The sequence below is a fragment of the Rothia sp. ND6WE1A genome (assembly GCF_001683935.1).
Taxonomy (GTDB): domain Bacteria; phylum Actinomycetota; class Actinomycetes; order Actinomycetales; family Micrococcaceae; genus Rothia; species Rothia amarae.
Genome location: NZ_LXTU01000043.1, coordinates 23,235 through 49,583, shown reverse-complemented (window position 1 = coordinate 49,583; position 26,349 = coordinate 23,235). Strand labels below are relative to the sequence as shown.

At 54.2% G+C, this 26,349-nt stretch carries 24 protein-coding genes; 9 read left to right on the top strand and 15 right to left on the bottom strand.

From position 1 onward, the window contains the following. Positions 1–5: 5 nt before the first annotated feature. The 3 genes from A7E48_RS05765 to A7E48_RS05755 all read right to left on the bottom strand — a co-directional run bounded on the left by A7E48_RS05765 (position 6) and on the right by A7E48_RS05755 (position 2,718). Positions 6–1,028 carry an NADP-dependent oxidoreductase gene (locus A7E48_RS05765; protein WP_068170646.1) on the bottom strand — a complete coding sequence of 341 codons (1,023 nt, stop codon included), beginning with the start codon at positions 1,026–1,028 and terminating at the stop codon, positions 6–8. 122 nt (positions 1,029–1,150) lie between these two features. Continuing rightward, positions 1,151–2,236, bottom strand: a complete 1,086-nt coding sequence (locus A7E48_RS05760; RefSeq protein ID WP_068170643.1) for an NADH:flavin oxidoreductase/NADH oxidase — start codon at positions 2,234–2,236, stop codon at positions 1,151–1,153. Positions 2,237–2,268: 32 nt separating this feature from the next. After that, entirely contained in the window at positions 2,269–2,718 is a 450-nt protein-coding gene (locus tag A7E48_RS05755) for a pyridoxamine 5'-phosphate oxidase family protein (RefSeq protein ID WP_233126000.1), read from the bottom strand. A 128-nt stretch (positions 2,719–2,846) separates the two neighbouring features. Between A7E48_RS05755 and A7E48_RS05750 the strand changes: the two genes are divergently transcribed. Then, the gene (locus tag A7E48_RS05750) at positions 2,847–5,333 is read left to right on the top strand and encodes a DEAD/DEAH box helicase (protein WP_068170742.1); all 2,487 of its coding nucleotides are present in this window, start codon (positions 2,847–2,849) and stop codon (positions 5,331–5,333) included. On the opposite strand, the gene A7E48_RS05745 is transcribed toward A7E48_RS05750, so the two are convergent. The 6 genes from A7E48_RS05745 to A7E48_RS05720 form a co-directional block, all read right to left on the bottom strand. Further along, positions 5,281–5,664 (bottom strand): Rv3654c family TadE-like protein, encoded by a 384-nt coding sequence (locus A7E48_RS05745; protein ID WP_233125999.1) that lies wholly within the window; start codon positions 5,662–5,664, stop codon positions 5,281–5,283. The genes A7E48_RS05750 and A7E48_RS05745 overlap by 53 nt on opposite strands. Then, positions 5,661–6,134 carry a TadE family type IV pilus minor pilin gene (locus A7E48_RS05740; protein WP_198924129.1) on the bottom strand — a complete coding sequence of 158 codons (474 nt, stop codon included), beginning with the start codon at positions 6,132–6,134 and terminating at the stop codon, positions 5,661–5,663. Before A7E48_RS05740 ends, A7E48_RS05745 begins: the two co-directional genes overlap by 4 nt. Positions 6,135–6,242: 108 nt before the next feature. Further along, positions 6,243–6,479: a DUF4244 domain-containing protein gene (locus tag A7E48_RS05735; RefSeq protein ID WP_083147221.1), complete on the bottom strand. Its 237-nt coding sequence runs from the start codon at positions 6,477–6,479 to the stop codon at positions 6,243–6,245. A gap of 56 nt (positions 6,480–6,535) precedes the next feature. Continuing rightward, complete coding sequence (locus A7E48_RS05730) at positions 6,536–7,027, bottom strand: type II secretion system F family protein (protein ID WP_068170635.1); 492 nt, start codon at positions 7,025–7,027, stop codon at positions 6,536–6,538. Continuing rightward, entirely contained in the window at positions 7,024–7,674 is a 651-nt protein-coding gene (locus tag A7E48_RS05725; RefSeq protein WP_068170632.1) for a type II secretion system F family protein, read from the bottom strand. The genes A7E48_RS05730 and A7E48_RS05725 overlap by 4 nt, the downstream gene beginning before the upstream one ends. A gap of 64 nt (positions 7,675–7,738) precedes the next feature. Further along, positions 7,739–9,082 carry a TadA family conjugal transfer-associated ATPase gene (locus A7E48_RS05720; RefSeq protein WP_068170630.1) on the bottom strand — a complete coding sequence of 448 codons (1,344 nt, stop codon included), beginning with the start codon at positions 9,080–9,082 and terminating at the stop codon, positions 7,739–7,741. 185 nt (positions 9,083–9,267) lie between these two features. Between A7E48_RS05720 and A7E48_RS05715 the strand changes: the two genes are divergently transcribed. Beyond that, entirely contained in the window at positions 9,268–11,049 is a 1,782-nt protein-coding gene (locus A7E48_RS05715; RefSeq protein WP_068170627.1) for a bifunctional 3'-5' exonuclease/DNA polymerase, read from the top strand. A 6-nt stretch (positions 11,050–11,055) separates the two neighbouring features. Here the strand turns inward: A7E48_RS05715 and A7E48_RS05710 are convergent, their stop codons facing one another. Then, a complete protein-coding gene (locus A7E48_RS05710; protein WP_068170624.1) occupies positions 11,056–11,799 on the bottom strand; it encodes a CoA pyrophosphatase in 744 nt (247 codons plus the stop codon). Then, positions 11,789–12,613, bottom strand: coding sequence for an endonuclease III (gene nth / locus A7E48_RS05705; RefSeq protein ID WP_083147220.1), 825 nt, complete (start codon positions 12,611–12,613; stop codon positions 11,789–11,791). The genes A7E48_RS05710 and nth overlap by 11 nt, the downstream gene beginning before the upstream one ends. Before the next feature lie 216 nt (positions 12,614–12,829). Between nth and acs the strand changes: the two genes are divergently transcribed. Further along, positions 12,830–14,764 carry an acetate--CoA ligase gene (gene acs, locus A7E48_RS05700; RefSeq protein ID WP_068170620.1) on the top strand — a complete coding sequence of 645 codons (1,935 nt, stop codon included), beginning with the start codon at positions 12,830–12,832 and terminating at the stop codon, positions 14,762–14,764. A 175-nt stretch (positions 14,765–14,939) separates the two neighbouring features. Continuing rightward, the gene (gene aroQ, locus A7E48_RS05695; RefSeq protein ID WP_068170618.1) at positions 14,940–15,386 is read left to right on the top strand and encodes a type II 3-dehydroquinate dehydratase; all 447 of its coding nucleotides are present in this window, start codon (positions 14,940–14,942) and stop codon (positions 15,384–15,386) included. Positions 15,387–15,392: 6 nt separating this feature from the next. Here the strand turns inward: aroQ and A7E48_RS05690 are convergent, their stop codons facing one another. After that, on the bottom strand, positions 15,393–16,583 hold the full coding sequence (locus A7E48_RS05690) for a MarP family serine protease (RefSeq protein ID WP_233125998.1): 1,191 nt from the start codon (positions 16,581–16,583) through the stop codon (positions 15,393–15,395). A gap of 284 nt (positions 16,584–16,867) precedes the next feature. Here A7E48_RS05690 and A7E48_RS05685 point away from each other — a divergent pair, with 284 nt between their 5' ends. Then, positions 16,868–17,545: a Crp/Fnr family transcriptional regulator gene (locus tag A7E48_RS05685; protein WP_068170614.1), complete on the top strand. Its 678-nt coding sequence runs from the start codon at positions 16,868–16,870 to the stop codon at positions 17,543–17,545. An 85-nt stretch (positions 17,546–17,630) separates the two neighbouring features. On the opposite strand, the gene A7E48_RS05680 is transcribed toward A7E48_RS05685, so the two are convergent. The 3 genes from A7E48_RS05680 to A7E48_RS05670 all read right to left on the bottom strand — a co-directional run bounded on the left by A7E48_RS05680 (position 17,631) and on the right by A7E48_RS05670 (position 19,398). Further along, positions 17,631–18,623, bottom strand: a complete 993-nt coding sequence (locus tag A7E48_RS05680; RefSeq protein WP_141669387.1) for an NUDIX hydrolase — start codon at positions 18,621–18,623, stop codon at positions 17,631–17,633. Next, positions 18,610–19,098, bottom strand: a complete 489-nt coding sequence (locus tag A7E48_RS05675; protein WP_068170610.1) for a RidA family protein — start codon at positions 19,096–19,098, stop codon at positions 18,610–18,612. The genes A7E48_RS05680 and A7E48_RS05675 overlap by 14 nt, the downstream gene beginning before the upstream one ends. Before the next feature lie 102 nt (positions 19,099–19,200). Next, positions 19,201–19,398 carry a DUF4177 domain-containing protein gene (locus A7E48_RS05670; RefSeq protein ID WP_068170608.1) on the bottom strand — a complete coding sequence of 66 codons (198 nt, stop codon included), beginning with the start codon at positions 19,396–19,398 and terminating at the stop codon, positions 19,201–19,203. A gap of 88 nt (positions 19,399–19,486) precedes the next feature. On the opposite strand from A7E48_RS05670, the gene A7E48_RS05665 reads away from it, so the two are divergent. From A7E48_RS05665 to A7E48_RS05650, 4 genes are read left to right on the top strand one after another with little or no spacing between them, the layout of a single operon-like run. Then, entirely contained in the window at positions 19,487–21,619 is a 2,133-nt protein-coding gene (locus A7E48_RS05665; protein WP_068170605.1) for a transglycosylase domain-containing protein, read from the top strand. 18 nt (positions 21,620–21,637) lie between these two features. Beyond that, positions 21,638–22,591, top strand: coding sequence for a metallophosphoesterase (locus A7E48_RS05660; RefSeq protein WP_083147219.1), 954 nt, complete (start codon positions 21,638–21,640; stop codon positions 22,589–22,591). A 54-nt stretch (positions 22,592–22,645) separates the two neighbouring features. Then, positions 22,646–24,499 (top strand): ABC transporter ATP-binding protein, encoded by a 1,854-nt coding sequence (locus tag A7E48_RS05655; protein WP_083147218.1) that lies wholly within the window; start codon positions 22,646–22,648, stop codon positions 24,497–24,499. Next, on the top strand, positions 24,499–26,316 hold the full coding sequence (locus A7E48_RS05650) for an ABC transporter ATP-binding protein (protein WP_068170601.1): 1,818 nt from the start codon (positions 24,499–24,501) through the stop codon (positions 26,314–26,316). Before A7E48_RS05655 ends, A7E48_RS05650 begins: the two co-directional genes overlap by 1 nt. Positions 26,317–26,349: the final 33 nt, after the last annotated feature.

Below are 26,349 nucleotides of genomic sequence, written 5' to 3'. Positions count from 1 at the left end.
TTGCTCTAAATGCGGACGACCATCTTGCCGGTGTTCTTTCCTTCGAAAAGTCCAAGGAAGGCCTCAATGGCCTGGTCGAGACCTTCGACTACCGTTTCGTCGTCCTTGATAGTTCCGTCCATAACCAGCGGGGCGATCTCGGCGCGGAATTCATCGGCGTACTGGAGGTAGTCCTGCAAAACGAAGCCCTGCAGGGTGAGGGATCGGGTAACGATGTTGGTCATGAAGCGCGGACCCTGTAGTGATAGGGGGTCCTCTGCGTTGTACACCGAGATTGCTCCACACAGGGCGGCGCGTCCATAACGGTTCAGGTGCGCTAGAGCTGCTTCGAGATGGTCACCTCCGACGTTATCGAAGTAGACGTCGACGCCTTCGGGAGCTACCTCCGCAAGCTGCTCGAGGATGGGTGCTTCTTTGTAATTGATAGCGTGGGTAAACCCGTAGCGTTCAGTCAAAAGCGCTGTTTTCTCTGCTGAGCCTGCCGACCCGATGACGGCGCGGGCACCGCGATGGCGGGCAATCTGCCCCACAATGGAACCCACAGCTCCTGCGGCACCAGAGACGAAGACGGTATCACCATCTTTCATCTGAGCCACTTTAGTAAGCCCGGCAAAAGCAGTCATGCCGGTAAGCCCCAAAACACCCAAGTACGCCGAGACCGGCTTATCCCCCAACTCAGGTACTGCGGTAAATTCTTCGGCACTCCCCTGAGCGATATCACGCCACCCCATAAAGTGGGTAACCAAATCACCTTCAGAGAACCCCTCGGCACGGCTTTCGATGACGCGCCCTACCGCCGAACCCGTCATGGTCTCCCCTAGGGGAAAGGGTGGGATGTAGGATTTCGAATCGTTCATACGTCCGCGCATATAAGGGTCAACGGAAATGAATTCATTGCGTACGCGTACCTCACCCTCATTCAAGGGCGACAGTTCTACGCGCTGAATACGGAAATCATGTTCGGTGGGAATGCCCTGAGGGCGCTGGACGAGTTGAATCTGGGTGCTGGTGTGAAGATGTTCAGTCATAGCAAGTACAACACGACTCGTTCCCGCCTTATTCCACGATGTTAAAAGAGCCACCCCTACCGCCGGGCACAGTAAACCGCAAAGGGTTCGGCCTACGCCCGGTGGTGGTAGAGAGCGCGAAATTATCGGCGGGTTCTGTAAGCCCTCTGATACTGCGGGGGCACGTAATCGATTTCTGCTTTGAGCTCTATTGCCGCGTGTAGCGGATAAGCATGATCACGCAGGATTTCTCGACCGTTCATGATGACATCTGCCTGACCGCTACTGACCAAAAATTCTGCTGTACGAGGCTCATTAATCATTCCTACAGCGCTAACAGGAATATCGGCTTCATTCTTGATGCGCGTTGCCGCCGGCACCTGGTATCCCGGGAAAACCGAAATCTTGGCAGGGTAATTTCCGCCGGTAGAAACATCAATCATGTCCACCCCGTGCTCTTTGAGCCAGCGTGCTACCTGCACGGTTTCATCAACTGTAATGCCGCCGTCGACCCACTCTGTTGCCGAAAGACGAGCGAGAAGCGGCATGCCCTCAGGCATCCGCTGGCGCATAGCATCGGCTACTTCGAGCAGAAAGCGAGCGCGATTTTCTAAAGAGCCACCATATTCATCGGTTCTCTCATTTGACAGCGGCGAGAGAAACTCGGTGAGAAGATAACCGTGTGCGCCGTGAATCTCGAGGAACTCAAAACCAGCGTCGACCGCACGCGCGGCGGCATCGCCGTAGGCTTTCACGAGCCGCTTGATGTTTTCGGTGTCCAGTTCCTCTGGATCTTTAAGGCCGGGAAAAGCCACTGCTGAAGGCCCCACTGTAGGCCAGCCGCCTTCATCTTCTGCCAGCAATCCCGAACCGTCGGTACCCCATTCGGGGTGGGTGGAAGCTTTTCGCCCCGCGTGACCAATCTGGATTCCAGCTCGGGCACCAGCGGCTTTGATGCCCTGAACAATGGGAACAAATGCCTCTTTCTGCTCGTCATTCCACAAGCCTAGACAGTGCGGGCTAATACGCCCTTCCGGTTCCACGTTGGTCATTTCCACCACGATGGCGCCTGCTCCACCGCGCGCCATTGAAGCATAATGAACTTCATGCCAAGAAGTGGGCACACCATCTTTATTGAGCGCCGAATACTGGCACATGGGCGGAACCCAGAGGCGATTACGAAACTGCACATCGCGCAATGTGATGGGTTCAAAAAGCTGAGAAGCCATGGAAAAAGACACCTTTCACAGTGAATATGGTCTTAGCCCAGGATAAAACGCCGCCCGGTCATCGTGCTAGGAGTAATCTCTACAAACTCAATTTTCTCCGTACGAATCCACGGGGTAAGAGGCAGCTGCGCAGCTCGCTCCAATTCAGAAGAGTCCGTAAGCAACCGTGCAGTCCCAAAAATATTCACTGAATAGGCAGAACCGCCCTCAGCCTTATCAAATTCAATCGTGACTTTCTCATTGAGGATAAGGTTTGTGAGTTTAGAACCGTGCGCGGTGCGGAAAAAGATTTTTCCTTCAGAAGTAACGATATTGAGCGGGGTAATGAAGACTTCTCCGTTATCTACCGTGCCCAGGCGAGCAAAACTAGTTTTTTCTGCCAGTTCCCAGCACTCAGGCTCGGTGAGCTCAGTAACAGGAGCTTGCTGGGGCGCTGATGAGTTCTGGTGAGTGGATTGAATATTCATCTTAGGTGTAGTCATGGTCACATTATTGCAGTTTTTGGTAGGAATTTTGAGCCCTTACCCCGGTGTATGAGCTTTCTACCGGGGAGTGGGACAATAGAGGCGTGTCCGAAGAATCAGCAGAACCCCTCTCGCTCTCCCAGCGCATAGCCCAGCTACCTCCGAGCGTCGTCTCGCTCATCTCCAAACTGGGGTACGGTCCTGTACCCGAGCAAATTCTTCACGTCCGCTCCACTCCTGCTCGCGAAGCTATCACCGCACATTGGCCGGAGTGGGTTCATCCGGACGTCCAAGATGCCTTCGAATCCTTGGGCGTTCCTGAACCTTACCTGCATCAAGTGCAGGCAGCTGATCTCGCCCACACCTCGATGGCGACAGGTTCTCGCCAGCATCTGATCCTGGCAACGGGAACAGCCTCAGGCAAGTCACTGGCTTACCTTCTCCCCTCGCTGGACGCCGTCCACCGCGGCGAAATAGCACCTAAAAAGGGTATGGATGACGAACGTGCCACCGTCCTTTATCTTTCCCCCACTAAAGCGCTCGCCGCTGACCAGCTCAACTCGATTCGCGCACTGGGGCTTTCGACCGTGCGAGCTGAAACATACGACGGCGACACCCCCGCCTCCGAGCGCCGTTGGATTAGGCAGCACGCCAATGTCATTCTCTGCAACCCCGATATGTTGCACTATGGAATCTTGCCCAACCACGCTCAGTGGTCCTCCTTTGTGCGCCGCCTTAAATATGTGGTGCTCGATGAGGCGCATAGCTATCGAGGGGTTTTTGGTGCTCATATTGCCGTGCTTCTGCGCCGATTACGCCGTATCTGCCGTTATTACGGTGCTTCTCCCGTCTTCTTTGGCGCCTCCGCGACCTCTGCCGAACCTGAGCAATCCTTCGCTAAGTTACTAGGAGTTGATTCCTCCGCCGTGACCGCGATTACCGAGGACACTGCTCCGCACGGCGCAACCCACACAATCCTCTGGGAACCTGAATTTCGCGAGCAAGTTACCGATAAGCTCTCCGCCCCACGGGAAACCGGTCAATCTGAAGCCGAGAAGAATGCTCCGCAGCGTAAATCGGTCATTGAACAAAGCGCTGAAATGCTCACCGATTTAGTAGTTGAACGCACCCGAACTATTGCCTTCATCAAATCGCGCCGTGGAGCAGAGGCAATTGCTCAAACCGCCTCCCGCTATCTTGATGAGGTGGAAGCCGGCCTCTCCCATCGAGTCGCCGCCTACCGGTCAGGTTTTCTGCCCGAAGAACGCCGCGAACTCGAACGACAATTACGTAGCGGCGAGATGTTAGGTATTGCTTCTACTTCCGCCCTCGAACTGGGCATAGACATCGCCGGGTTAGACGCCGTGCTCGTGGCTGGCTGGCCGGGCACCCGCGCGTCGTTCTTTCAACAAATTGGGCGTTCCGGACGCGCGGGGCAGGAATCGCTCTCGGTGTTAATCGCCAGCGCCGACCCGCTGGATACCTATCTGGTGCACCACCCCGAAGATATCTTTACGGTGGTTGAATCTACCGTTTTTGATCCCACTAATCCTTACGTGCTATCTCCACATTTGTGTGCCGCAGCCGCAGAACTGCCCTTGCGCACCGAAGAAGTGGCGCTCTTTGGCCCGACCGCCGGGCAACTATTAGAACGGCTCGTTGCCCAGGGTTACCTACGACGTCGAGCCACGGGTTGGTTCTGGACCCACCCTGAAAATGCCTCCGAGCTTGTAGATTTGCGCGGGGGCGGCGGCTCACCGCTTCAAATTATTGAGATAGAAACGGGCACTGTGGTGGGAACGATGGATGCTTCTCAGGCGCAACACCAAGGCCATGTGGGCGCGATTTACACCCACCAATCTGCCACCTATGTGGTTGAAGACTTAGATCTTGAAAACCGAGTCATTGCTGTTTCGCGCGTCTTTCCCGATTACTTCACTCAATCGCGCGACCTGACCGAGGTAAAGATTCTCTCTGAAGACAAGACCGAGCAGTGGGGTCCAGTCACTTTGCATTTTGGGCACGTTCGAGTCCGCACGCAGGTGGTCTCTTATCAACGCAAATCTCTTATCGGTCAAGAGGTTCAGGGCGAGGAAATTCTTGATCTGCCCCCGCAAAATCTGATGACCACCGCTATTTGGTTCACGATGGAACCCACTGTAATGAGCGGTGCGGGAGTCAAAGAACCCGATTTCCCGGGTACTTTACATGCAGCCGAACACGCGGCGATAGGGCTGTTGCCGTTGATTGCTACGTGTGACCGCTGGGATATTGGGGGGCTTTCTACAGCCCTGCACATGGATACCGAGAAACCCACCATTTTTGTCTATGACGGCCACCAGGGTGGGGCAGGATTCGCAGAACGAGGATTTGCTGCCGCGCAGCACTGGATTCGAGCTACCCTCGATACCATCCGCTCCTGCGAGTGCGAAACCGGTTGCCCCTCCTGCGTGCAATCTCCTAAATGTGGGAACCGCAATGATCCGCTGGAGAAAGACGGCGCAGCCCGCCTCCTGGAAGCAATGCTCATGCATGCGATGCCAAGAGATGAACAATCTGGACGAATCAGCGAGGAGCATTCTACTCTGGCGGGCCCGCGCGGCTCAGCCCCTCTGCCGAGCCAAGCCAGGTAAAGGGCCCGCCGATAGGCACGGTGGTTCGCACGTCCACAATGCCGCTGTACCCTTCAGGCTGAGCGCACCCTTTTAACTCCGCGTGGTTAAAACGTGCTATCTCCGCAGCTACGGTACAAGGCTCCCCCTCCCTCAGACCACGTGCGGTATCGGCGGCAGCGAGCGCGCTCAAATCGGCGGCAGCCATTGCTTTATGTTGAGCTGATACAGCAGTAATAACTCCTGCAATGACGACGAAGAAAATCAGCAGTACAAAAACCAGCCCCAAAGCCAGTACCGTTCCAGAACCGCGCTCTGAACTATCGTGCTCACGAGACGGCGACGTCATCATGACTTCTCCTTCCCCGGTTTTATCGCCGCCGGTTCAGCGGGAATGGTCGAATCGGCGTACAGGGTCCACCCTGTGATTTCCCCGATGAGCCCCGGTGCTTGCCTACTCGTCTGCACGGTCACCGTTTCGGAATGATCTGTTACTACTACCGAAATATCTGTGCCTACGTCTTGGGCAACGCGTCGCACGTCCTCCATAGCTTCTCCCCGAGCGGCAGCACGGGCGCCTACCCTCGCCGATTCTTCCAGTTGCAACTGAACCACGCCGGTAGCTATAGAGCCCATTAGGAGAGCCAGTAGAAAAATAACCGCAGGTAGAGCAACGGCAAATTCAGCGGTGACGGCGCCTGCTTCTGAAGAATCGAAAGAACCAGAGGTAGCCCGGCAAGACGCCGAGCCTTTCCCGCCTCGCCGGTGCGGGAAAGGCATAGGCTGAACCCCCCAACCTGTTGGGGGTGATGAAGTCTTCATGCGGGTTCTCCCCTCTCAACTGAAAAAGATAACGGAGGGCAGGGCAACCGGTGATAGATTCTCCAAACAGTGCCCTGCCCGATGCGTTCTGCAAGATAGCGCCTAGAATTACATCCCCGTAGAGAGAGCTTTCTCTACGATGCCCATCAGTAAAGCGCGCACTGCATCAGATTTGAGGATTACTACTAGTAGCCCGGCGAAACCGACTGCGGCTAGTAGAACAATCCCATACTCTGCGGTGGTCGCACCCGCTTCAGGATCCTGAGCTAAATCCACGAGCTCGCCTTCTACAAGGGGAGCGATTTCTTGGGATTCTGCCTGATGGAATGCGGTGTATTTTTGCATGATTTCTCCTCAAAATAATTTGTCATGAAAGTTGAATTGTCAGAAAGAAGGCTGAGTTAAAAACCCAGTGTTGGAACCAATGAGATAAGTACCGGTATCACCCCCAAACAGATGAATGCAGGCAAAGAACACAACCCCAAGGGCACCACTAGATGCACACCCAATTTCGCTGCCGATTGTTCGGCAAAGCGGAAGCTGTGGCGTCGCTGGCGATCTGCCATCACGGTCAGTAAATCTGCGGTGGGCGCGCCAGTCTCTAGCAAAAATCCCAAGGTTCGTTGCAAGTCCTTTAGCTCAGGAACTGGCTCAGAAAAAGTCCAGGCAGTCTGCCAATCAGCACCTAACGAAAGACGCCGCTCCACCATTCGCAGCTGCCGGCGAGCGTGCATCGAGCCGACGTCAGCAATCATTAACAAGCACCGCTGCAATGAGAGACCGGCTGCTAACATCGAAGCAGTCAAATCAAGATAAAGAGCTGGGCTCAGGGGCTGGGGCTCTTCTTCAGAAATTTCTCTGCGGACTACACGGTTAAGACGAAGCCGGTTCATGATGGCTCAATCCCCCGCTCCGCCCGTTGAACCAGACGCGCGGTCCAACGGCGTCCAGCTAATGCCAAAAACACACCGAGCACACCGGCAACTGCCCCCGGTATTGACCCCAAGAGGATGCCCACCGGATTAGTCCCCATCAAAATGCCCAATCCCAGACCCAACAACGGCAACCACGAGAGGATAGTTCCTGTCGATTTAGGGCCAGACATAGCAGAATCTCGTGCCTGAGAAAGATCAATCTCTTGTTCTAGATAACGAGCTAATCGTTCTAAAACCGAAGCTAAAGGGGCGCCGGTGCGCTCGCCGATATACCAACAGGCGCGTAGTTCCTCGACCCGTTGGTTCGAGTAGTTTCGTTTCACAGTAGCCGCTTGCATAGCTTCGGCCAGAGGTAGCCCTTTCGCAGCGGTCTCCGCACACGTGATCAGTAGAGTCTGGATATCTTCCTGGGCCAGTTCCAGCGCACGATTCTTCGCACGGAGTGGATTCTCTTTTCCAGTAAAAAGTGACTTCGCCTGGGATTCCCCGGATGTTTCTTCGTCCTCAGCGTTTTCTTCTGCCAGAAGTTGGAACGCTCGCGCTGGAGCTAGACCTGCCCTCAGCATGGCGGCAAGACGCCACACCGTATCGGGCCACAGCTCCATTTCTTCAATGCCCGCCTTACTGTGAGTCAGCCGGCGAGGTAGTGGTCTAGAAATATTCTTTCTCCTAGTCTTCACCGCTACCCCCAGCCCGCTGATGAGCAACCTCTTTGAGAAGCTCTCCTGCGTCGGTCCAGTGCAACACCTGGCCGCGCCGACCGCGTTCCCAACGGCACAAAGGCTCTACGCTGAGAGTCTTCTGGTGTTGTTTGAACACACCAATTTCACTGATAAATCGCCGGTGGTCGGCGCGAGAAATATGAATGACGTATTCGACGGCGGTGAGTGCTTGAAGAGTAAGAGCCTCAGGCGTCATGCCTGCCATAGCGCCCATTGCTAGAAGACGCGCGGGCACCGCCGCGGCAGAATTGGCATGCAGAGTACCGCCTGAACCGGCGTGCCCGGTGTTCATTGCGGTGAGCATATCTGCAAGCTCCGCTCCACGGCATTCGCCCAGAATGAGTCTTTCCGGCCGCATACGCAGTGCCTGACGGATTAGTTCTGTCAGGGAAACTTCTCCCCTACCTTCAGCATTGGCCGCTTTGGACTGTAGAGAAATCACATGGGGATGGACAGGCGCTAACTCAGCGGAATCTTCAATCGTAATGATTCGGTCTGTCTCTTCGCAGTGCGAGAGCATGGCGTTGAGCAGAGTGGTTTTTCCTGTTCCGGTGCCACCGCTGACGAGGAAATTAGCTTTGGTACGCACCAGGTAGCGCAGCACGGCGGCGATGTCGTCATCGAACATGCCGCTCTCTTGAAGTTCTTCCAACGACGCGCGGTGCGCAGGCTGAATGCGGATGGAAAGTACAGTTCCATGCCGTGAGAGAGGTGGCAGCATGGCATGGATTCGTTGCCCTTGATCGTTAAGAACATCAGCGCTGAGGTAAGCTTCATCGAGCCGTCCGCCCGCACTATGAATGAGTCGGGTGGCCAGTGCTCTGAGGTCAGGTTCAGCGATGAATGCGAGGTCTGAGCGATGGAGTGCGCCGTTGGCTTCGTACCAAATGTCTTGCGGGCCGTTCACAAAAATATCGGTGATACCGGGGATATCGAGCAGTCCTTCTAAGATACCGAGCCCATACATCTGCGCTTTGAGATACTGCAGAGCTTCCTGCTGTTCGCTCGTATCCAACTGACTGTTTTCTTCTTCATCAATGTCTTGAATAAGCTGCGGTAAATCTGTGGGAGCGGTAAACCTCTGTGCCTCGGGTACAGGGGAAAACTGCGCTTTGAGGGTAAAGCGAGGAGATTCTGCTGGCGCACTGTGCTGGGGTGTGTGCTTCGGTTCTGGTTCTGCCTCTAGTCCCTCAAATTCTTGGAGCAAGAAGCGATTGCGGGCCTTACGCACCACGAGGTCAAGAGATGACTCAGTAGAGGCATCTGATGCAATGGTTGGGATGTTCGCCACGGATTTCTCCTGCCGGTGAGCTAACGGGTCGTTCCCATTGCACCTGTTTTTCGCGCGTCAAAATCGAAATTCGAGAATCTGTGGATAACCCGATTCATGATTTTCGCGAAAGAAAGGGGTAAAAAGTTATCCACATTTTGCAGGTACCTAAGTTCGACTTAAGGAGGTTCGGTCATAATGAGTACATGTACATTGTGTTGGGCGCGTCCGAGAGCGGAGCAGCAGGCGAGTTTCTCTGGGAAGCCGTCACTGTTGCAGACGGTCGTGTAGGTTCCCGGCGCACGGTACCTGAATCTAAACTGGGGCAGTTCGTCCATGAGGTTGAAGACTCTAACCGCCCCGCACCGATTCGCTGGGTATGGGCTGATTCGCGTCAGATCATGCCCCTCCTCTTGGAGCAGGGTATATCGCCCGAACGATCCCATGATTTGCGGCTCATTCAAAGAATTTTGAGTATCGCCACTACACATTCCCAGAGCCACATCACTTTTGCCCCCACCCTTGATTTACTGCAAGAATCTCCTGAAAAACCCTCGGGAATGCTCCCGCCCGCACGGCAAATTCAAGGGCAAGATTCCCTATTCGATGACGGTTTCTTATCTGCTAGCAAGCCGGACACAGGTCAGAAAACGGCACCAACGGCGTCGCAACTTGCCGTCGAACTTCAGACTCAACTCCGCGCAATAGAAGCTGCGCCCCATCCCCGCCGTCTCAAACTCTTGGCGGCAGCGGAATCTACCGGTGGAATGATTGCCGCTGAAATGAAATTTCACGGCATGCCCTGGAACAAATCTCTGCATGAGAAGCTCCTCGTTGAAACGCTAGGCCCCAGACCTGCTCCTTTCGAGCGCCCTGCCGAAATGGAAAAATTAGCCACAGAAATTCGCGAAAAACTCGCTACACCCAAGCTAAATGTGGATTCACCGCAGGAGCTCTTACGAGCGCTTCAGTCTGCAGGGATTCGGGTGAAATCTACCAGCAAGTGGGCGTTGAAGGGGTGGGCTGAGGAGAATCCTCAGTTGGCTCAGCAACGTCGCTCCCTCATCGAACCCCTCCTTGCTTATAAAAAACTTGCTCGGCTTTTTACCGCGAACGGGTGGAACTGGCTAGACGAATGGGTACAAGATGACCGCTTTCATCCTTCCTATGAGGTGGGAGGTGTGGTGACGGGGCGCTGGGGTGCTCATGGTGGTGGTGCCATGCAGATTCCTCGCGACGTGCGCACTGCCGTCGCCGCTGAGCCCGGCAAAATGCTGGTAGTTGCTGATGCCAGCCAGGTGGAGCCTCGTATCCTGGCGGCAATGAGCGGGGACGAAAAACTAGCGCTTGCCGGCAGAGGAACTGATTTATACCTGGGTATTGCCAAAATTGGTGAGCATACCGGGTCAGCGCTGAACGAGCGTGCTCAGGCAAAAATTGCGCTATTAGGTGCCATGTATGGGGCGACCACCGGCGAGTCTGGAAAGCTCATGCCTCACCTACGCACGATGTTCCCTCAGGCGATTGAATTTACTGAACGCGCGGCCCGCGTTGGAGAGCAGGGCGGGCAGGTCAGCACTTATTTGGGCAGGGTGTCTCCGGCGCCTTCTTCCGAGTGGTTTGAACGCCAACGCCGCCAGGCTACAGCCGAAGACGAGCGGGCGGCGATGGCTGCTTCTCGTAGTTGGGGTCGTTTTACCCGCAATTTTGTGGTTCAGGGTACCGCCGCAGAGTGGGCTCTGTGCTGGATGGCGCGGATTCGACAAAAGCTCCGCGCCTCCACGCTATTCGGAAAGCCTTTGCAATCTCAACTGGTATATTTCCTCCACGATGAGATCATGATTTACGGCCCTGAACGCGAGGCTTCACTGTGCGAGCAGATAGTTCGGGACGCCGCACAAGCTGCCGGTGAGCTTCTATTTGGTCATATTTCGGTGGAGTTTCCCGTAACTATTGCCGTCACAGATAACTATTCCACAGCGAAATAGGGTTCCCTATTTTTTCTCGTACCCAGGTGCCGGGCGGCGAACCGTGGTGTCCCATTCTTCGGTCCACCCTAACTGGGTAAAGATTCGGTCCAGAACGATGCCCGTAAAACCCCAAATCACAAATTCTTGTTCGGCGTTTTGTACGGTAAAAGCCGGGGAGGAATGAACGCTCTTTCCATGTTTGACCGTTGCCATATGCCGGTTTGCAGGGTTCAGCAAATCAGCGACTGGAACGCGTAGAACCAAGGCGGATTCTTTGGCGTCCTGGGCAGCCACGAGCGACGGTTTGTTCCACCACGCCAGCACGGGAGCTACGCTGAAATTGCTCACGGGTAGCCCGATTTCGCCAAATTCTCCTAAGATTTCGACGCCGGAGGGGTCGAGCCCGGTTTCTTCCACGGCTTCGCGTAAAGCGGCAACATAGGAGACGGGTTTGTTGGTTTCAGAGGCGGTCGCTAGATCTTCTGGGTCGACCTTTCCACCGGGAAATGCAGGTTGACCAGCGTGTTGGCGTAGGGTTGCCGCGCGCACCACAATCAGGACGTCTAAATCATCTGCAACGTGTCCCTGACGATGGGTCGCGGGAACCTCATCCAAAACACCAAACAGAATCAACACGGCTGCTTGTTTGACGCTGGAATCATCTAGCTCCCCCACTCGCCAGCTTTCTGCAGGATCGTTCACCAAGTTCTCTGCCTGTGCAAGCTTCTTGAGCTGCGTTAGAGCCCGATGCTCAGTTTTATGCTCCAAGACTCCACCCTTCGCTTCGCAATTCTCGGCGAGATGCACCCTGCACAAACCTGAGATGCAGGTGTTCGCGCCCCGGTGCCATCTCGTACTTCAATAATTGTGCCGCTTTTGTCTCATCGGTTTCGCCGATTCCATAGCTGGGGCATAAATCGGCGATAGGGCACACTCCGCATGCCGGTTTTTTAGAGTGACAAATACGCCGTCCATGATAGATGAGACGCTGAGAGAGATCAGTCCAATCAGAAGAATCGAAGAGTTCAGCGACATCCTTTTCAACCTTCGCAGGTTCCTCATGAGTAGTGAATTCAAGCCGGCGCGATAACCGTCCAAAATGCGTATCAACGGTTAGACCAGGCCGCCCAAAAGCATTACCTAGCACCACAAAAGCGGTCTTCCGACCGACCCCTGCAAGTTTGACGAGCTCCTCTAATTCCTGGGGAACTACGCCGTCATAGTCTTCAGTGAGCTGCTGCGCCAGGCGCACGATAGAGGCTGCCTTAGAACGGTAAAAACCAAGCGGTTGCACTATTTCTTCTACTGCTTCCAAGGGAGCCTCTGCCAGTGCGTGAGCATCTGGATAACGCTGAAAGAGAGTGGGAGTCACCGAGTTGACCCGCACATCGGTGGTTTGGGCAGAGAGTACCGTGGCAACGAGCAGTTCAAAGGGGCTCTCAAAATCTAATTCAGCAACAGCATAGGGGAAAGTGTCTGCCAGGATTCGATTGATCTTACGGGCGCGTCTTTTCTTGCCCAGGGGTGATTCAGGATTTTTCCGGCGACGACGAGCGGCGTCCTCCGCCTTAAAAGGCGGCACCTGGCGAATTTCCAGGAGGCTCAGCTCCTGTTCTGATAAAAGCTCGGTTGGCGTTAATCTGCTCACTCGTTCAAGATTACACGCTGAATATTTCACCTAATTTTTACGAGCTTATGACGGAATAAATGTGACAGGAGCAACAAATTCCCTTACTGTGAAAAGCAGTTACACTTCCCGCTGAGCATATTGCTCAACGTCAGCTGAAAGGATATTCCCATGTCAGAGGCTCCTCAAACGTTTGCTCCCCCGGCAGAATTCACCGCACAGGCAAATGCCACCGCAGATTTGTACGAGACCGCTCGCGAGCAGGGCCCCGAGTTCTGGGCTCATCAAGCACGAGAACTTCTCACCTGGAGCAAGGATTTCACGCAGACTCTGGACTGGTCGAACCCTCCCTTTGCCAAATGGTTTGCAGACGGTGAACTCAACGCTTGCTACAACGCCGTGGACCGCCATGTAGAAGCTGGCAAGGGCGACCGCACCGCCATCCTGTTCGAAGGTGAACCTGGCGATACCCGCGAGTACACCTATACTCAGCTCAAAGATGAAGTCTCCAAGGCTGCAAACGCTTTCGAATCACTGGGCGTGAGCAAAGGCGATCGCGTGGCAGTGTACTTGCCCATGATTCCCGAAGCCGTCATCACCATGTTGGCTTGTGCCCGCATTGGCGCCATTCATTCGGTTGTTTTCGGCGGTTTCTCTGCAGATGCGCTTCTTTCCCGCATTGAAGACGGCGAAGCTAAGCTCGTGATCACCGCCGATGGCTCCTTCCGCCGCGGCAAGCCTTCCATGCTCAAGCCAGCCGTCGATAAGGCACTGGAAAAGGGTGGCAAGTCAGTTACCAACGTTGTGGTTGTCAAGCGCAATAAAGCTGAGGTTGCATGGGTCGAAGGGCGTGACCTCTGGTGGAGCGACGTTGTCGATGCTGCTTCAACTGAACACACCCCCTCGGTACAGAACGCCGAAGATCCGCTGTTCATCCTTTACACCTCCGGCACTACCGGCAAACCTAAGGGCATTTTGCACACGACCGGAGGCTACCTCACCCAAGGTGCTTTCACCCACAAAAACATTTTTGACCTCAAACCCGAAACCGACGTGTACTGGTGCACTGCTGACGTTGGCTGGGTAACCGGTCACTCCTACGTTGCCTACGCCCCGCTGGTCAATGGCGCCACCCAGGTCATTTACGAAGGTACCCCAGACTCCCCGCACCGCGGCCGTTTCTGGGAAATTGTGCAAAAATACGGCGTTTCCATCATGTACACCTCCCCTACCGCGATTCGTACCATGATGAAGTGGGGCGAAGACATCCCCGCTGAATACGACCTTTCTTCCTTGCGCGTTCTGGGAACCGTGGGCGAAGCTATCAACCCCGAAGCCTGGGTCTGGTTCCACCGAGTCATCGGTGGCGGCAAGTGCCCCATCGTCGATACCTGGTGGCAGACAGAAACCGGCGCAATCATGATTTCTCAGCTACCCGGCGTCACCGTTGCAAAGCCCGGGTCGGCGCAGCAGCCTATCCCCGGTATCAGCATCGATGTAGTAGACGACCTCGGCGATCCGCTACCCAATGAACAACCCGGACTGCTGGCCATCACCGAGCCCTGGCCCTCTATGCTACGCACCATTTGGGGCGATGACGACCGCTTCGTCGACACCTACTGGGCACGCTTTGGCGACCGCTACTTCGCGGGCGACGGCGCAAAGCGCGACGCCGACGGCGACCTCTGGGTGCTGGGTCGCGTGGACGACGTCATGAATGTCTCCGGCCATCGTCTCTCCACCCCCGAGATTGAGTCCGCTCTAGTCTCCCACCCCTCAGTCGCAGAAGCTGCAGTAGTAGGCGCAACCGATGAAACCACCGGCCAGGCAGTCATGGCATTCATCATTCTCTCCGACGAAGCGCAGGGACAAAACCTCAACCACGAAGAACTGGAGCAGGAAATCCGCGCGCACGTGGGCGTAGAAATATCACCGATTGCTAAACCCAAGCGAGTGGTCATCGTGCCCGAGCTACCCAAGACTCGCTCCGGCAAGATTATGCGCCGCCTGCTCAAAGACGTCGCAGAAGACCGCCAGGTAGGCGACGTCACAACCTTGGCTGACTCGACCGTCATGGATGCGATTGTAGAGACGTACAAAAAGTAGCAGTCGCTCTGCAAACACAGCAACGGTGAACGAACCTTCTCGCCTGGCTCGAAAGCTCTCGCAAAGGCGATTCATGCCAGACCCAGCCAGTTCACCGTTGCTGTGTTTGCGAGCTTTCCTCTGTTTTAGATACTGGGGAGCTTCATACAAAAACACTGACCGTTAGACTAAAGCCATGTCGCAAACCATCTTCGTCCTCAATGGTCCCAATCTGAATATGCTGGGTACCCGCAAACCCGAAATCTATGGAATCACCACCCTCGCTGATATTGAGGAACAGGTACGAAAGCGCGCCACACAAGCAGGGTTCGATGTGCAGTTTATGCAGTCAAACCATGAAGGTGCGCTCATCGACGAAATCCAGCGAGCACGCACCGAAGCTGCGGCAATCATTATCAATCCGGCAGCTTATACGCACACATCGGTGGCGATTCACGATGCTCTAGAAGCCGCCGAATTACCGGTGGTAGAGGTTCATCTTTCGAATGTGCACCGCCGGGAGGACTTTAGACACCGTTCATTTGTGTCTTTGCAAGCCACCGCAGTGATCGCAGGAGCGGGCGCATGGGGTTACACCATGGCAATAGATTTCCTAGCCCATTACTTGAATGAGAAATCGTAAAGAGCGCTAGGTAGTGGGTATCGTGCCGGGAGTACACTGGCCACTATCGACAGTCTGCGTATCGGCGGAATGAGATGCTAGGACGTCGGAGAGAATCGAGACCGGAATAGCGTAGCCCGTCTGTCCCTGAGTTGCTTTGGCAAAGATAACGCCCACTACGTTGCCGTTTACATCAAGTACCGGACCACCAGAATTTCCCTGCTCAACATTGGCAGCCAATTGATACACCAGTCGCACCGGGTTCTTTTCGCCTGTTGCTGAATCGATGGTTTGGGTATAACCGAGCCCCTGCACCGTGGCGCTGCGATTCTGGAACGGGCCACCCTGCGGAAAGCCCATAAAAGCAACGGTGGTTCCCGCTGCGGCGTTGCTTCCCAGGGTAAGTGGCGTGGTTTCAAGATTATCGACTCGCAAGAGCGCTAAGTCTTCGGTGGGATTATAGTAAACGATATTTGCCCTGTGGGACTTGCCTGCTGCGTCCTGAACCACGGGTTGCTCGACGCCGGAGACCACATGCGCGTTCGTCACCACTACATGTGGTGCAGCAACAAAGCCTGATCCTTCGGAACTGAAACTGCATGCCTCCGCCGCTCCCCAAATTTGCACCACCGATTCCCGAGCAGCTTCTAGCGCAGGATTAGAAATAACCTCGGTAGGTGCTTCTTCTGAGGGGAACAAAAGATTTTGAACTTCAGGAATTACTCCTGAACTCATGACCTGTGCCCGAGCTTTTTCTACCTGAGTTTCCCAGGAATCGGGGGTGAGACGAACGAGCATCTCAATTACCTTGGATTCAGAGACAGCTGTATTGATGGGCATTACGCCCAAAGGTTTCACGATTAGGGCAAGCACCACGATTGCCAAAGAAGCAACCACAAGATTCAGAATTGCTCCTGCTACTCGCTCGACGCCGCGTAAGGGGGTGGCGTCAGAAAACCGCCGAATGGCACGTCCTACGAGGAAACCAAGCCACTGGCCAACCACCACGCATAATACGACTGAGATGACAGCTGCAATGACATACCAGTTGGCATCCACCTGGGTGATGACCCAGGGAGTGATGTAGAAAGCGGCAAGAACACCTAGCGCAAATCCAGCTAGGGTTCCCAAGGATACGAAAAATCCCCGGCGTAATCCGTTCAAGAAATAGAGCACCAGAATAAGCACCAAAATAATATCGAGCAGATGAAATCCCACGGGTGCTCCCCTCATGTTGAGACAGGCTGACCTATCTATTGTGCCGTAGATAGAAATGCCGACTCTAGTAGGTTTTTCTCTGGGATGCCCCCAAATCATCCTTAGAGTCGCCTGTGGAAAGTGAATGCCCGGTAAATAGGGGTGTGTCCAGCCATAAATTGAGGTAGTCTCGATACTAGTTGAATATGTCACACCATTTTTGGCGTGTATAGACAGCCGGGTTTATACTCTTTCTCTACGCCTCAAAGATATGGCATTCACACCCTAAGATTTTAAGGAGAGACATGGATCTTGAAGTACTGCGTCGCGCACCCCTCTTTGCATCCCTCGACGACCAGGCATTTGCCGCACTAACCGAAGACATCACCGAGGTCGACCTTTCACGAGGCGCTAACCTTTTTTATGAGGGCGATCCCGGAGATCAGCTCTACTTCATCGTTTCCGGCAAGATTAAGCTCGGACGCACCGCATCAGACGGCCGCGAGAACCTCGTAGCTATCATGGGACCCGGTGAAATTTTCGGTGAGATGGCTCTGTTCGACCCTTCGCCTCGTTCCACCAGCGCAACCGCTGTTTCTGAAACCCGTCTCGCAGCCGTCAAGCACGAATCTTTGCGCAAGGCTATGGAGAAGTCACCTCAGATTTCTGCTCAGGTTCTTCAGGCTTTGGCTCGTCGTTTGCGCCGCACCAACGAGAACCTTGCAGACTTGGTCTTCTCCGACGTTCCCGGTCGCGTTGCTAAAGCTCTGCTGGATTTGGCAGACCGCTTTGGCCGCCCCGCTACCGACGGCATCTTGGTAGCTCACGAGCTGACTCAGGAAGAGCTGGCTCAGTTGGTTGGCGCTTCACGCGAGACCGTGAACAAGGCACTGGCTGAATTTGTGTCCCGTGGCTGGATTCGTTTGGAAGCACGCGCGGTGGTCATTCTTGACCTGCAGCGTCTACGCAACCGCTCACGCTAAATTTTCATCGCCCCACAATGGGCGCAAACAAAATTCCCCGTGGAAATTTCCACGGGGAATTTTTATGTCTTTGATAAATGGGTCGCTAAAGACGGCACTTCTCGCGGGCGCCCGCTTTGGTGGGTGCGGTAAAACGCAGCATAAACTCGCCGTCTTTCATCACGACGTCCGCTTTTTTCACGCTGACGGCGCGCTTTTGCGCCAGATAAGCGACAGACGTGGACGCGCGGGCAAGATCTTCAAGAACGCACAGTGAGCCAGGAGTAATGAGCTCTTCAAAGCTCCGACCGCGAGTTTCTTCCTGGTCGATGAGATCACCCAGGTAAGAAGTTTCCTTATGTGCCAACAGTTCGCGCACGTTCACCCAATCGCCCCAAATCCCTTTGGATGTCAGCAGCTTAGGGTTCTGCCCCACCGGTGCGGCACACGCAAAGTAGTGGGTGTCGTAGCGTTTATGGCGAAAATCTGGTGAGTGCCAGCGCACGATGGGGCGCAAAAGGTCAGTGCGCAGTTTGAGCCCGCGCTTGACCAGGTAGTCACCGAAGTTCTTATCGCCGTTGGCTACGGCTTCACGCACGGCCATCTGATCGCATCCGTCTGAGCTGATCTCTACGGTACTCAGCTCATCGGGGCCAGCCAACAGAATACCGATTTCTTCAAACGATTCACGGATAGCGCCCACTACCGCCGTGTGCGCGGTTTCGAGATTGTCATGGTGGAAGACGTCGCGCCACACTTCGTTACTGGGTCCGATCCAGGGCACCTGTTCGGAATCTTCTGGCGTGCATAAACCACCGGGGAACGCCACCGTGCCCATGGGAGAGAATCCCGGATGGTAGGTCAGGATAGTTTCTAGCCCTCCGCGACCGTCTCGTACATAAACGATAGAGGAGGCAGTTTTTGCCTGGCATGCGCCTTCAGCGCCCTCTTCAATCCATGCTTTGACAGCGGGAGCAAATTCTTCAGGAATCTTAAAAAACCGCTCGCAGGTGGCGCTGGGTTCTGCAGGGGATACCGGACGCTTAGGACGCACGGTATTGAGGGCACCTGTATATAAACCGGTTTTAGATGTACTCAACAATGATCTCAACTTCTACAGGCGAATCCATGGGCAACACAGGAGTGCCTACCGCAGAGCGGGCGTGGATACCGGCGTCGCCAAAAATCTCACCAAACAGTTCGGAGGCACCGTTGATAACACCGGGCTGACCGAAGAAAGAGGTTTCCGATGCCACGAATCCGACAACTTTAACAATCTTCTTCACACGGTCTAAATCACCGATGACCTGCTTGACCGCAGCCAAGGCGTTCAAGGCACAGATAGCGGCTAGCTTCTTCGCTTCCTCGGGGCTAACTGTTCCCTCTGTTGCAGCATCAGAGACTTTACCCACAGCGGGCAGTTTACCGTCCACGAAAGGAAGCTGACCCGAGGTATACACATAGTTTCCGCTGATAACTGCCGGCACGTAGGCTGCGACAGGCTCGGGCGCCTGGGGTAGTTCATACCCCAGTTCGCGGATGCGTTCCTCAATGTAAGAGTTATTTTCGCTCATCGTGTGTCCTTGTAAATAAATCGCTGTATATAAAGCGCACAAAGACCGGTTTCGTACCTCAACAGCACGAAAAACCGGTCGTTTGTTCAAGTGTAGTAGTGGCTATGCCTTCTTGCGCTTGAAGTAAGCGATGGGGTTTCCCGCAGTAGGGGCAACCATATTGCCTTCAGGAGCAGAAGAAGCAGGTGCAGATGAAGGGAGAACGGTTACGAGTTCCCAGCCATCTTCACCCCAGTTATCGAGGATCTGCTTGGTAGCGTGAATCATCAAGGGCACAGTTGCATATTCCCATTTTTCCATACCCCTAGCCTAGTGCTTGTGATAAGGATTTGGAAAGTTAAAACGTTCCCTCTCCCCAATTCCCAGATTCAACTTGTAAACTGTGGGAATGGCTTCATCCAAGAACGTTCGTACCAGGCGCACTCCAGGTGACTTTATTCAGTTCATAGCACTGAGTATTATCGCCGGTTTTTTGACCGCCGGCATTCTGATACCTCCTACCGTTGGCGTGGGAGTTGCCGCGACGTCCTCCATTAACTGGTTCAAGGGTCTACCAGAGGATATGTCCGATGGACCGCTCTCTCAGCCGTCCACCATCCTTGCCTCCGATGGTAAAACCGAGTTGGCTTCTTTCTACTCTCAGAACCGCACCTCAGTGCCTCTTTCGGACATGTCCAAGCATATGCAGGACGCCATTATTTCTGTGGAAGACCGTACGTTTTATGAGCACGGTGCGGTATCTCCGCTTGGTATGTTCCGCGCTGTCATTAATAACTTTCTCCGCCCCGGCAATCGCCAGGGCGCGTCTACGCTCACTCAGCAGTACGTCAACAATCTTTTGATTGATCAGGCTGAAGTCAACGGCGAAGAAGCCTCAACTCTGGGCGCAAACAAGGGTTACATGGATAAGGTCAAGGAAATCAAGCTTGCGATTTCCATGGAGCAAAATAAGTCCAAAGACGAAATTCTTGAAGGTTACCTCAACATCGTGAACCTCGGTGGTTCTAACTACGGTGTAGAAGCTGCTTCTCAGTATTACTGGGGCATTCCCGCATCTAAGCTCAACGTTCAGCAGTCCGCTCTCTTGGCTGGTATGGTGCAGTCGCCTAACCAGTACCGCCCCGATGTGAACCCCGAGCTGGCTAAAGAACGTCGCAACGTGGTGCTAGGAACGATGTACCGCGACGGCAAGATCACTGAAGACGAATACAATGAAGCCGTCAACTCCGAACTTGATCTTGACCTTCACACCACCGATAGTGGTTGCTCCACCGCAGGTAACGCTGATTACTTCTGCAACTACATCGTGGCAAAGGTAATGCAGGACAAAACGTTCGGTGCAACTAAAGATGACCGTTTGAAGAACCTGTACCAAGCGGGTTACACAATCACCACCACACTGAGCACCTCTGCTCAGAAAGATGCGAAGGACGCCGTTGAATCAACGCAGCCTTCTGATAACAATCCCGATAATGTCAATACCTCTTTGGTTTCTGTAGAACCCGGTAGCGGCAAGATTGTTGCTATGGCTCAGAACAGTAAGCTAGGCGATGTGGATGACGGTTCGCACCAGGTTTCTGGCTACAACTACAACGTCGGTGCTATCGACGGTGGTTCTGCTGGCTTCCAGCCTGGTTCTACTTTCAAACCCATTGTGCTTGCCGAGTGGATTAGGGAAGGCAAGGGAGTCAACGCTTTCATTGACGGCACCAGCCTTAACTACCCCGAGTCTTTCCGGTGGAAAGCTTCTTGTGTTGATGGCGGCAGCATTTACACTCCTGGAGGTTTCAGATTCGGTAACGCTGAAGAGGGCTACCAAACCTGGAACACCGTAGCCTACGGCATCAAGAACTCCATCAACTCCTTCCTCTACTCCATGGCTTCTAAAGAAGACCTCTGCGGAGTCAAGAAGACGGCAGAAGACCTACGCGTGTACACCGGTAGTTCAACTCCGGATAACAAGAAAGTCGCTTACAAGATTGAGAATGTGGCGTCTTTGATTGGTACTGAGCAAACCACTCCTCTAACGATGGCCTCAGCCTACGCAACCTTTGCGAATGAGGGCACCTACTGTACCCCTCAGGCAATCAATGAAGTCAAAGACCGCCGCGGTAAAGTCATTCAGAAATTTAAGGCTGACTGCTCCAAAGCTCTCGATAAGGACGTTGCCAACGGTGTGAACTACGTTCTCAAGCAGGTTTTGGTCGATGGTTCGGCATGGAGGCGCGGTATTGATTTGCCCGATGCTTCAGCGGCAAAGACCGGTACTACCGATAATTCCACTCAGACTTGGACCGTCGGTTACACCCGTGGCCTCTCCACCGCTTCGTGGGTGGGTAACTTGGATCAGCAAAAGCGCCCCCTCAACAACTTGGCGATCAACGGCAAGACCTTGAACTACGTTGACGGTGCAACCTACGCAGGTGGTCAGTGGCAGCAGTTCATGCAATCCCAGGCGAAGAAGTACAACACCAAGAAATTCAATATGCCTTCGGAGAAGGTTCTAGGTACTCAGTACTAACGAGGAGAAAATATATTCATGGTGAATTCCACCAATGTGGCGGCTTCTGCTGTTTCTGTGGCTAAGGGCGTTGGCGCCCTGACCGCTGCGGGATCTTTCGCGGGGGCCGCCACCCTCGCTTATGCTCACTTTATTGAGCTCAACAATTTCCAGATACGGCACGAAACCTTGCCGATTCTGCCTGCGGGCTCTGCTGACTTCACTATCTTGCATATCTCAGATATGCATATGGTTCCCGGTCAAAAGAAGAAGCATGAATTTATGCATTCGCTGGCTGAAATCAACCCTGATTTGGTCATCAACACCGGTGACAATCTCTCACATATGAAGGCTCTGCCCTCTCTGCTGAATGCGTTGGATCCGCTGTTGGATTTCCCCGGCGTCTATGTGCCAGGGTCTAACTGCTACTACGCGCCGGTTTTCAAAAACCCCGCACGGTATCTATGGAAAGAATCTACTTCTGATGAGGGCGTGGACCCTTCTAAGGAGCGCCTACCAACCCAAGATATGCACGACGCTTTTGACGCTCGCGGCTGGGTAGGACTCATCAACCGCTTCGACACATTGACCCTCAATGGGTTGCGTTTAGAGTTCTCCGGTGTGGATGATCCCCACCTGGAATTCGACCGTCACCCGGGGTTCTCCCCCACTGCTTTTGATACAGAACCTGCGCCGTCTGTTCGTTTGGGGGTGTGCCACGCACCCTATATGCGCACGCTCACTCGGTTTGTGGACGACGGCGCTCAAGCAATCTTTGCCGGGCACACCCACGGTGGGCAGGTTTGCCTACCCGGTGGAAAAGCCCTGGTTTCAAACTGTGATTTGGATCCATCCCGCGCGAAGGGAGTGTCCCTGCAGTCAGGCGTACCCGTGGAAGTTTCTGCAGGTTTGGGCACCTCTCGCTTTGCTGCAGTTCGCTTGTTCTGCCCACCAGAAGCAGTGGTAGTGACGCTTACCGCTGCGCGTCAATAAACCAGCAGAGAAACACAAACTGTCATCAGGCTCATAGGGGTAAAGTAAATCCCTATGAGCCTGATCCACACCTCCCATCTGCCCGTTCCTCCTCCCACCGTTGTTGATCAGCCGCAAAACCTTACGCTGTGGCAGTATATGAAGCCCATTCGCGCCAAGTGGCTGACAGGTGTGGCGGTTGCGATTTGTGCGTCAGTTATTGGTATTTCCATTCCGCAGGTTTTGGCGTGGATTGTGGATCATCTGGTGGCAAACGAAAACCCGTCAGGTTCCACGGTCTGGGCCGGTGGTTTGCTGATGATTGGGCTCGGGCTACTCCAAGCAGGTCTCATTTTTGTCCGCCGCATGCTGGTGATTGACCAGGCGTCGACCGTCGAGATGAGCATGCGGATGTCTCTCTTCGACCACCTCATGCGTATGCCTGCAGCTTTCCATGACCACTGGCCGTCGGGGCAGTTGCTGACCCGTTCAACCTCAGACCTGTCATTGATGCGCCGCTGGATAGCGTTTGGTTCTATTCAGTCCATTTCTTCCACCGTGATGCTTGCGGCTGGTCTGTTTTATTTGTTTCGAGGCTCCTGGCTGTTGGGGCTGATATACCTGTGCTCCGTGCCCTTTATGTTGCTGACGCTGTGGTTGTTTGTGAGGACGATGAAGAGCCTGACCCGCAGCGTACAACAACAGTCGGGTGATTTGGCAACGTCCGTTGAAGAATCGGTACAGGGTATCCGCGTGCTGAAGGCACTGGGGCAAGGGCGAAACTCGCTCTCCCGTTTTACGGCGCAAGCTTCAACTCTTATGAATACCGAAATCGCCCGCTCTCAAGCGGTGGGTAGCATGTTGGTGAAAACCATCAGCATCACAGCAGTCACTATGGCGATTTCGCTCTTTGTGGGTATTCATCAGGTGGCGCAAGAGAAATTGTCCCTCGGCGAACTCACCGCGTACTTTGCCACGACCGCAGTATTGACTCCCCAGATTCAACGTGCGGGAATGCTCATTAGTATGTGGCTGGACTCCAAAGTTGCCATGGAACGTCACCGCGAAATTATGCAGGAACCAGTGGGCGAGGATGTTCTTCTGGTCAGCGGAGTTACTACCCCGCAAGTGAGCAGGCACGACGCCGCAGGTGTAAAGTTCGAGCATGTCAGCTTCACTTTTGGCAGGGGTAAAAAAGAGGTTCTTCACGAACTGACCCTCGACGTCGCTCCCGGCGAAATTCTCGCGCTGGTGGGTTCTACCGGCAGCGGAAAGTCCACGGTTTTGCAGCTCATCCCCCGCCTATATGCACCCACCCGAGGGAAGGTACTGCTGGATAACACAGATATCTCAACTATTCCTTTGCCTGAGCTACGCGCGCAGATGGCTATTGCTTTTGAAGAGCCCGTTCTCTTTTCCTCATCGGTTCGTGAGAATGTTCTCATGGGGGTTGAAACCGAAAGATTCAACTCTGAAGAACTGGAGTCTATCGTCGCCACAGCCCTGCGCGTGTCCGCTTCAGATTTCGTAGACACACTGCCCGACGGCGTCGAGACTCTCATTGGCGAAGAAGGCATGAGTCTATCTGGCGGTCAGCGGCAACGCCTCTCGCTGGCGCGCGCTATCGCTTGCGACCCGCGCGTCCTACTCTTAGACGATCCGCTCTCAGCACTAGATGTGAACACAGAGGAAGCGGTGGTGGGCATGCTCAAAGAGCAACTCAAGAATACGACGACAATCATTACCGCCCACCGCCCCTCTACGGTTGCGTTAGCTGATCGAGTGGCGCTCCTCGATAAAGGACGGATTGCCGCGATAGGAACCCATAGCGAATTGATGAAGAACCCTGCCTATGCCCGGTTAATGTTGCTGAACCCCGACGATTCAACGGCGAAAAACCATACTTCGCAGAATCAGGAGGTGCTCTAATGCCTCACGGTTCAATGGCTCCGCTGGCGGAAGACCGCGTGAAACTCTCGGCGCAGGAACAAAAAGAGGTTCGGGCGCGGTCGATGGCGCTTTTGAAATCTGTGCTGAAACCGCTGAAGAAGGAACTGATCTGGACGATTGCGCTGGTAGTCGTCTCGGAAATCCTCTCCACCGCCATGCCCCTGCTCCTTTCCTACGGAATCAACCGCACTATTACGCCGCTGGTAGAAGGAAACGGTGCGCCCGCCACAACAGTTGTTGTGATTTATTTTGGGGTGGCCGCCGTCTCGGCTATCACGCTCTATTTCAATACCGTTTTGACCGCCCGCGTTTCTCAAAAGGCGCTCTTTGACCTGCGACAACGCATGTTTGCCCAGGCTCAAACCCTCTCTGTTGGTTTTCACGAGACATATACCTCGGGGCGGGTAGTCTCACGATTGACTTCGGATCTCGATACGCTCAAAGCCTTTCTCGATTCGGGACTCTCGCAGGTTGCATCAACCCTGCTCTACATGTGTTTTACCGTTGTTGCAATCATTCTGCTGGACTGGCGGGCAGGGCTCGGTTTGCTCGTTGCTGCCATTCCGCTGTTTTTCCTGACGAAATGGTTCCGCAAGCATTCCACCCTTGCCTATCGTGCTCAACGAGTAGCTAATGCCCGGTTGATTGGTCGCTTTGTCGAAACATTCACCGGAATCAGCGCGGTCAAGGCATTCGGTTCAGAGGCAGAATCACGCGATAAATTCGGTGTTGAAGCCGAAGACCTCCGCGTGAAAGTCATGGACTCAATCAAACTCAATGGCATCTACATGCCCACTCTGATTGCGCTGGGCAATATCTTTGTGGGAGCCGCTCTGATTATTGGTGGGTATGCTGTGCTCGGCGGCAGTATGCAGGTAGGTACGCTACTGGCTCTGACCATTTATTCAACCCGTGTTTTCGAACCTGTGGTGATGCTCTCTGACTTTTACAACATGTTTCAGTCAGCGGTCTCTGCATTGGAAAAGGTCTCAGGTTTCTTAGCCGAAAAACCAACGGTAGCTGATCCTGAGCATCCGATTGAACGCAGAAGCCCAGCTCAAGGTGAAGTTGTTTTTGAGAACGCTTCATTTAGCTACATTGAAGGTCGCCCGGCACTTCGCCCCTTCAACCTCACCGTGCCTGCAGGGCAGCATGTCGCGCTCGTCGGGAAAACCGGGGCGGGTAAATCAACCATAGCCAAACTCGTTGCTCGCTTTTATGACCTGACCGAAGGCAGGTTGCTACTGGATGGCGTCGATATTAGAGAGCTCCTTGATGCGCAGTTGCGCCAGGAGGTAGTGATGGTGACGCAGGAGGCATTCCTCTTTCAAGGCACGGTTGCCGATAATATTCGCTTAGCACGCCCCGATGCGAGCGATGAAGAAGTAGAAGAGGCCGCTCGCAAAGTAGGCGCCCACGACTTCATCATGTCTTTACCGGAGGGTTATTCAACCAATCTGGCGCAGCGCGGCGGACGTGTTTCTGCGGGTCAGAGACAGCTGATTTCCTTTGCCCGGGCATTCTTAGTGAATCCTGCGGTGCTCATTTTGGATGAGGCGACGGCATCGCTGGATATTCCTACCGAACGACTCGTTCAAGAAGGATTGGCAAAATTACTGGACGGGCGCACCTCGTTCGTTATTGCCCATAGGCTCTCTACCGTTCTGGATTCGGACAGAGTCTTGGTGGTGGATGACGGACGCATTATTGAAGACGGCTCTCCGGCGGAATTGACCGCTGGCACCGGCAAATTCGCCCAGATGGTTCAGGCGTGGGACGACGCCATGGCAGCGTAGAAATACCTATTCGGGCATATGAAAATGACTTAA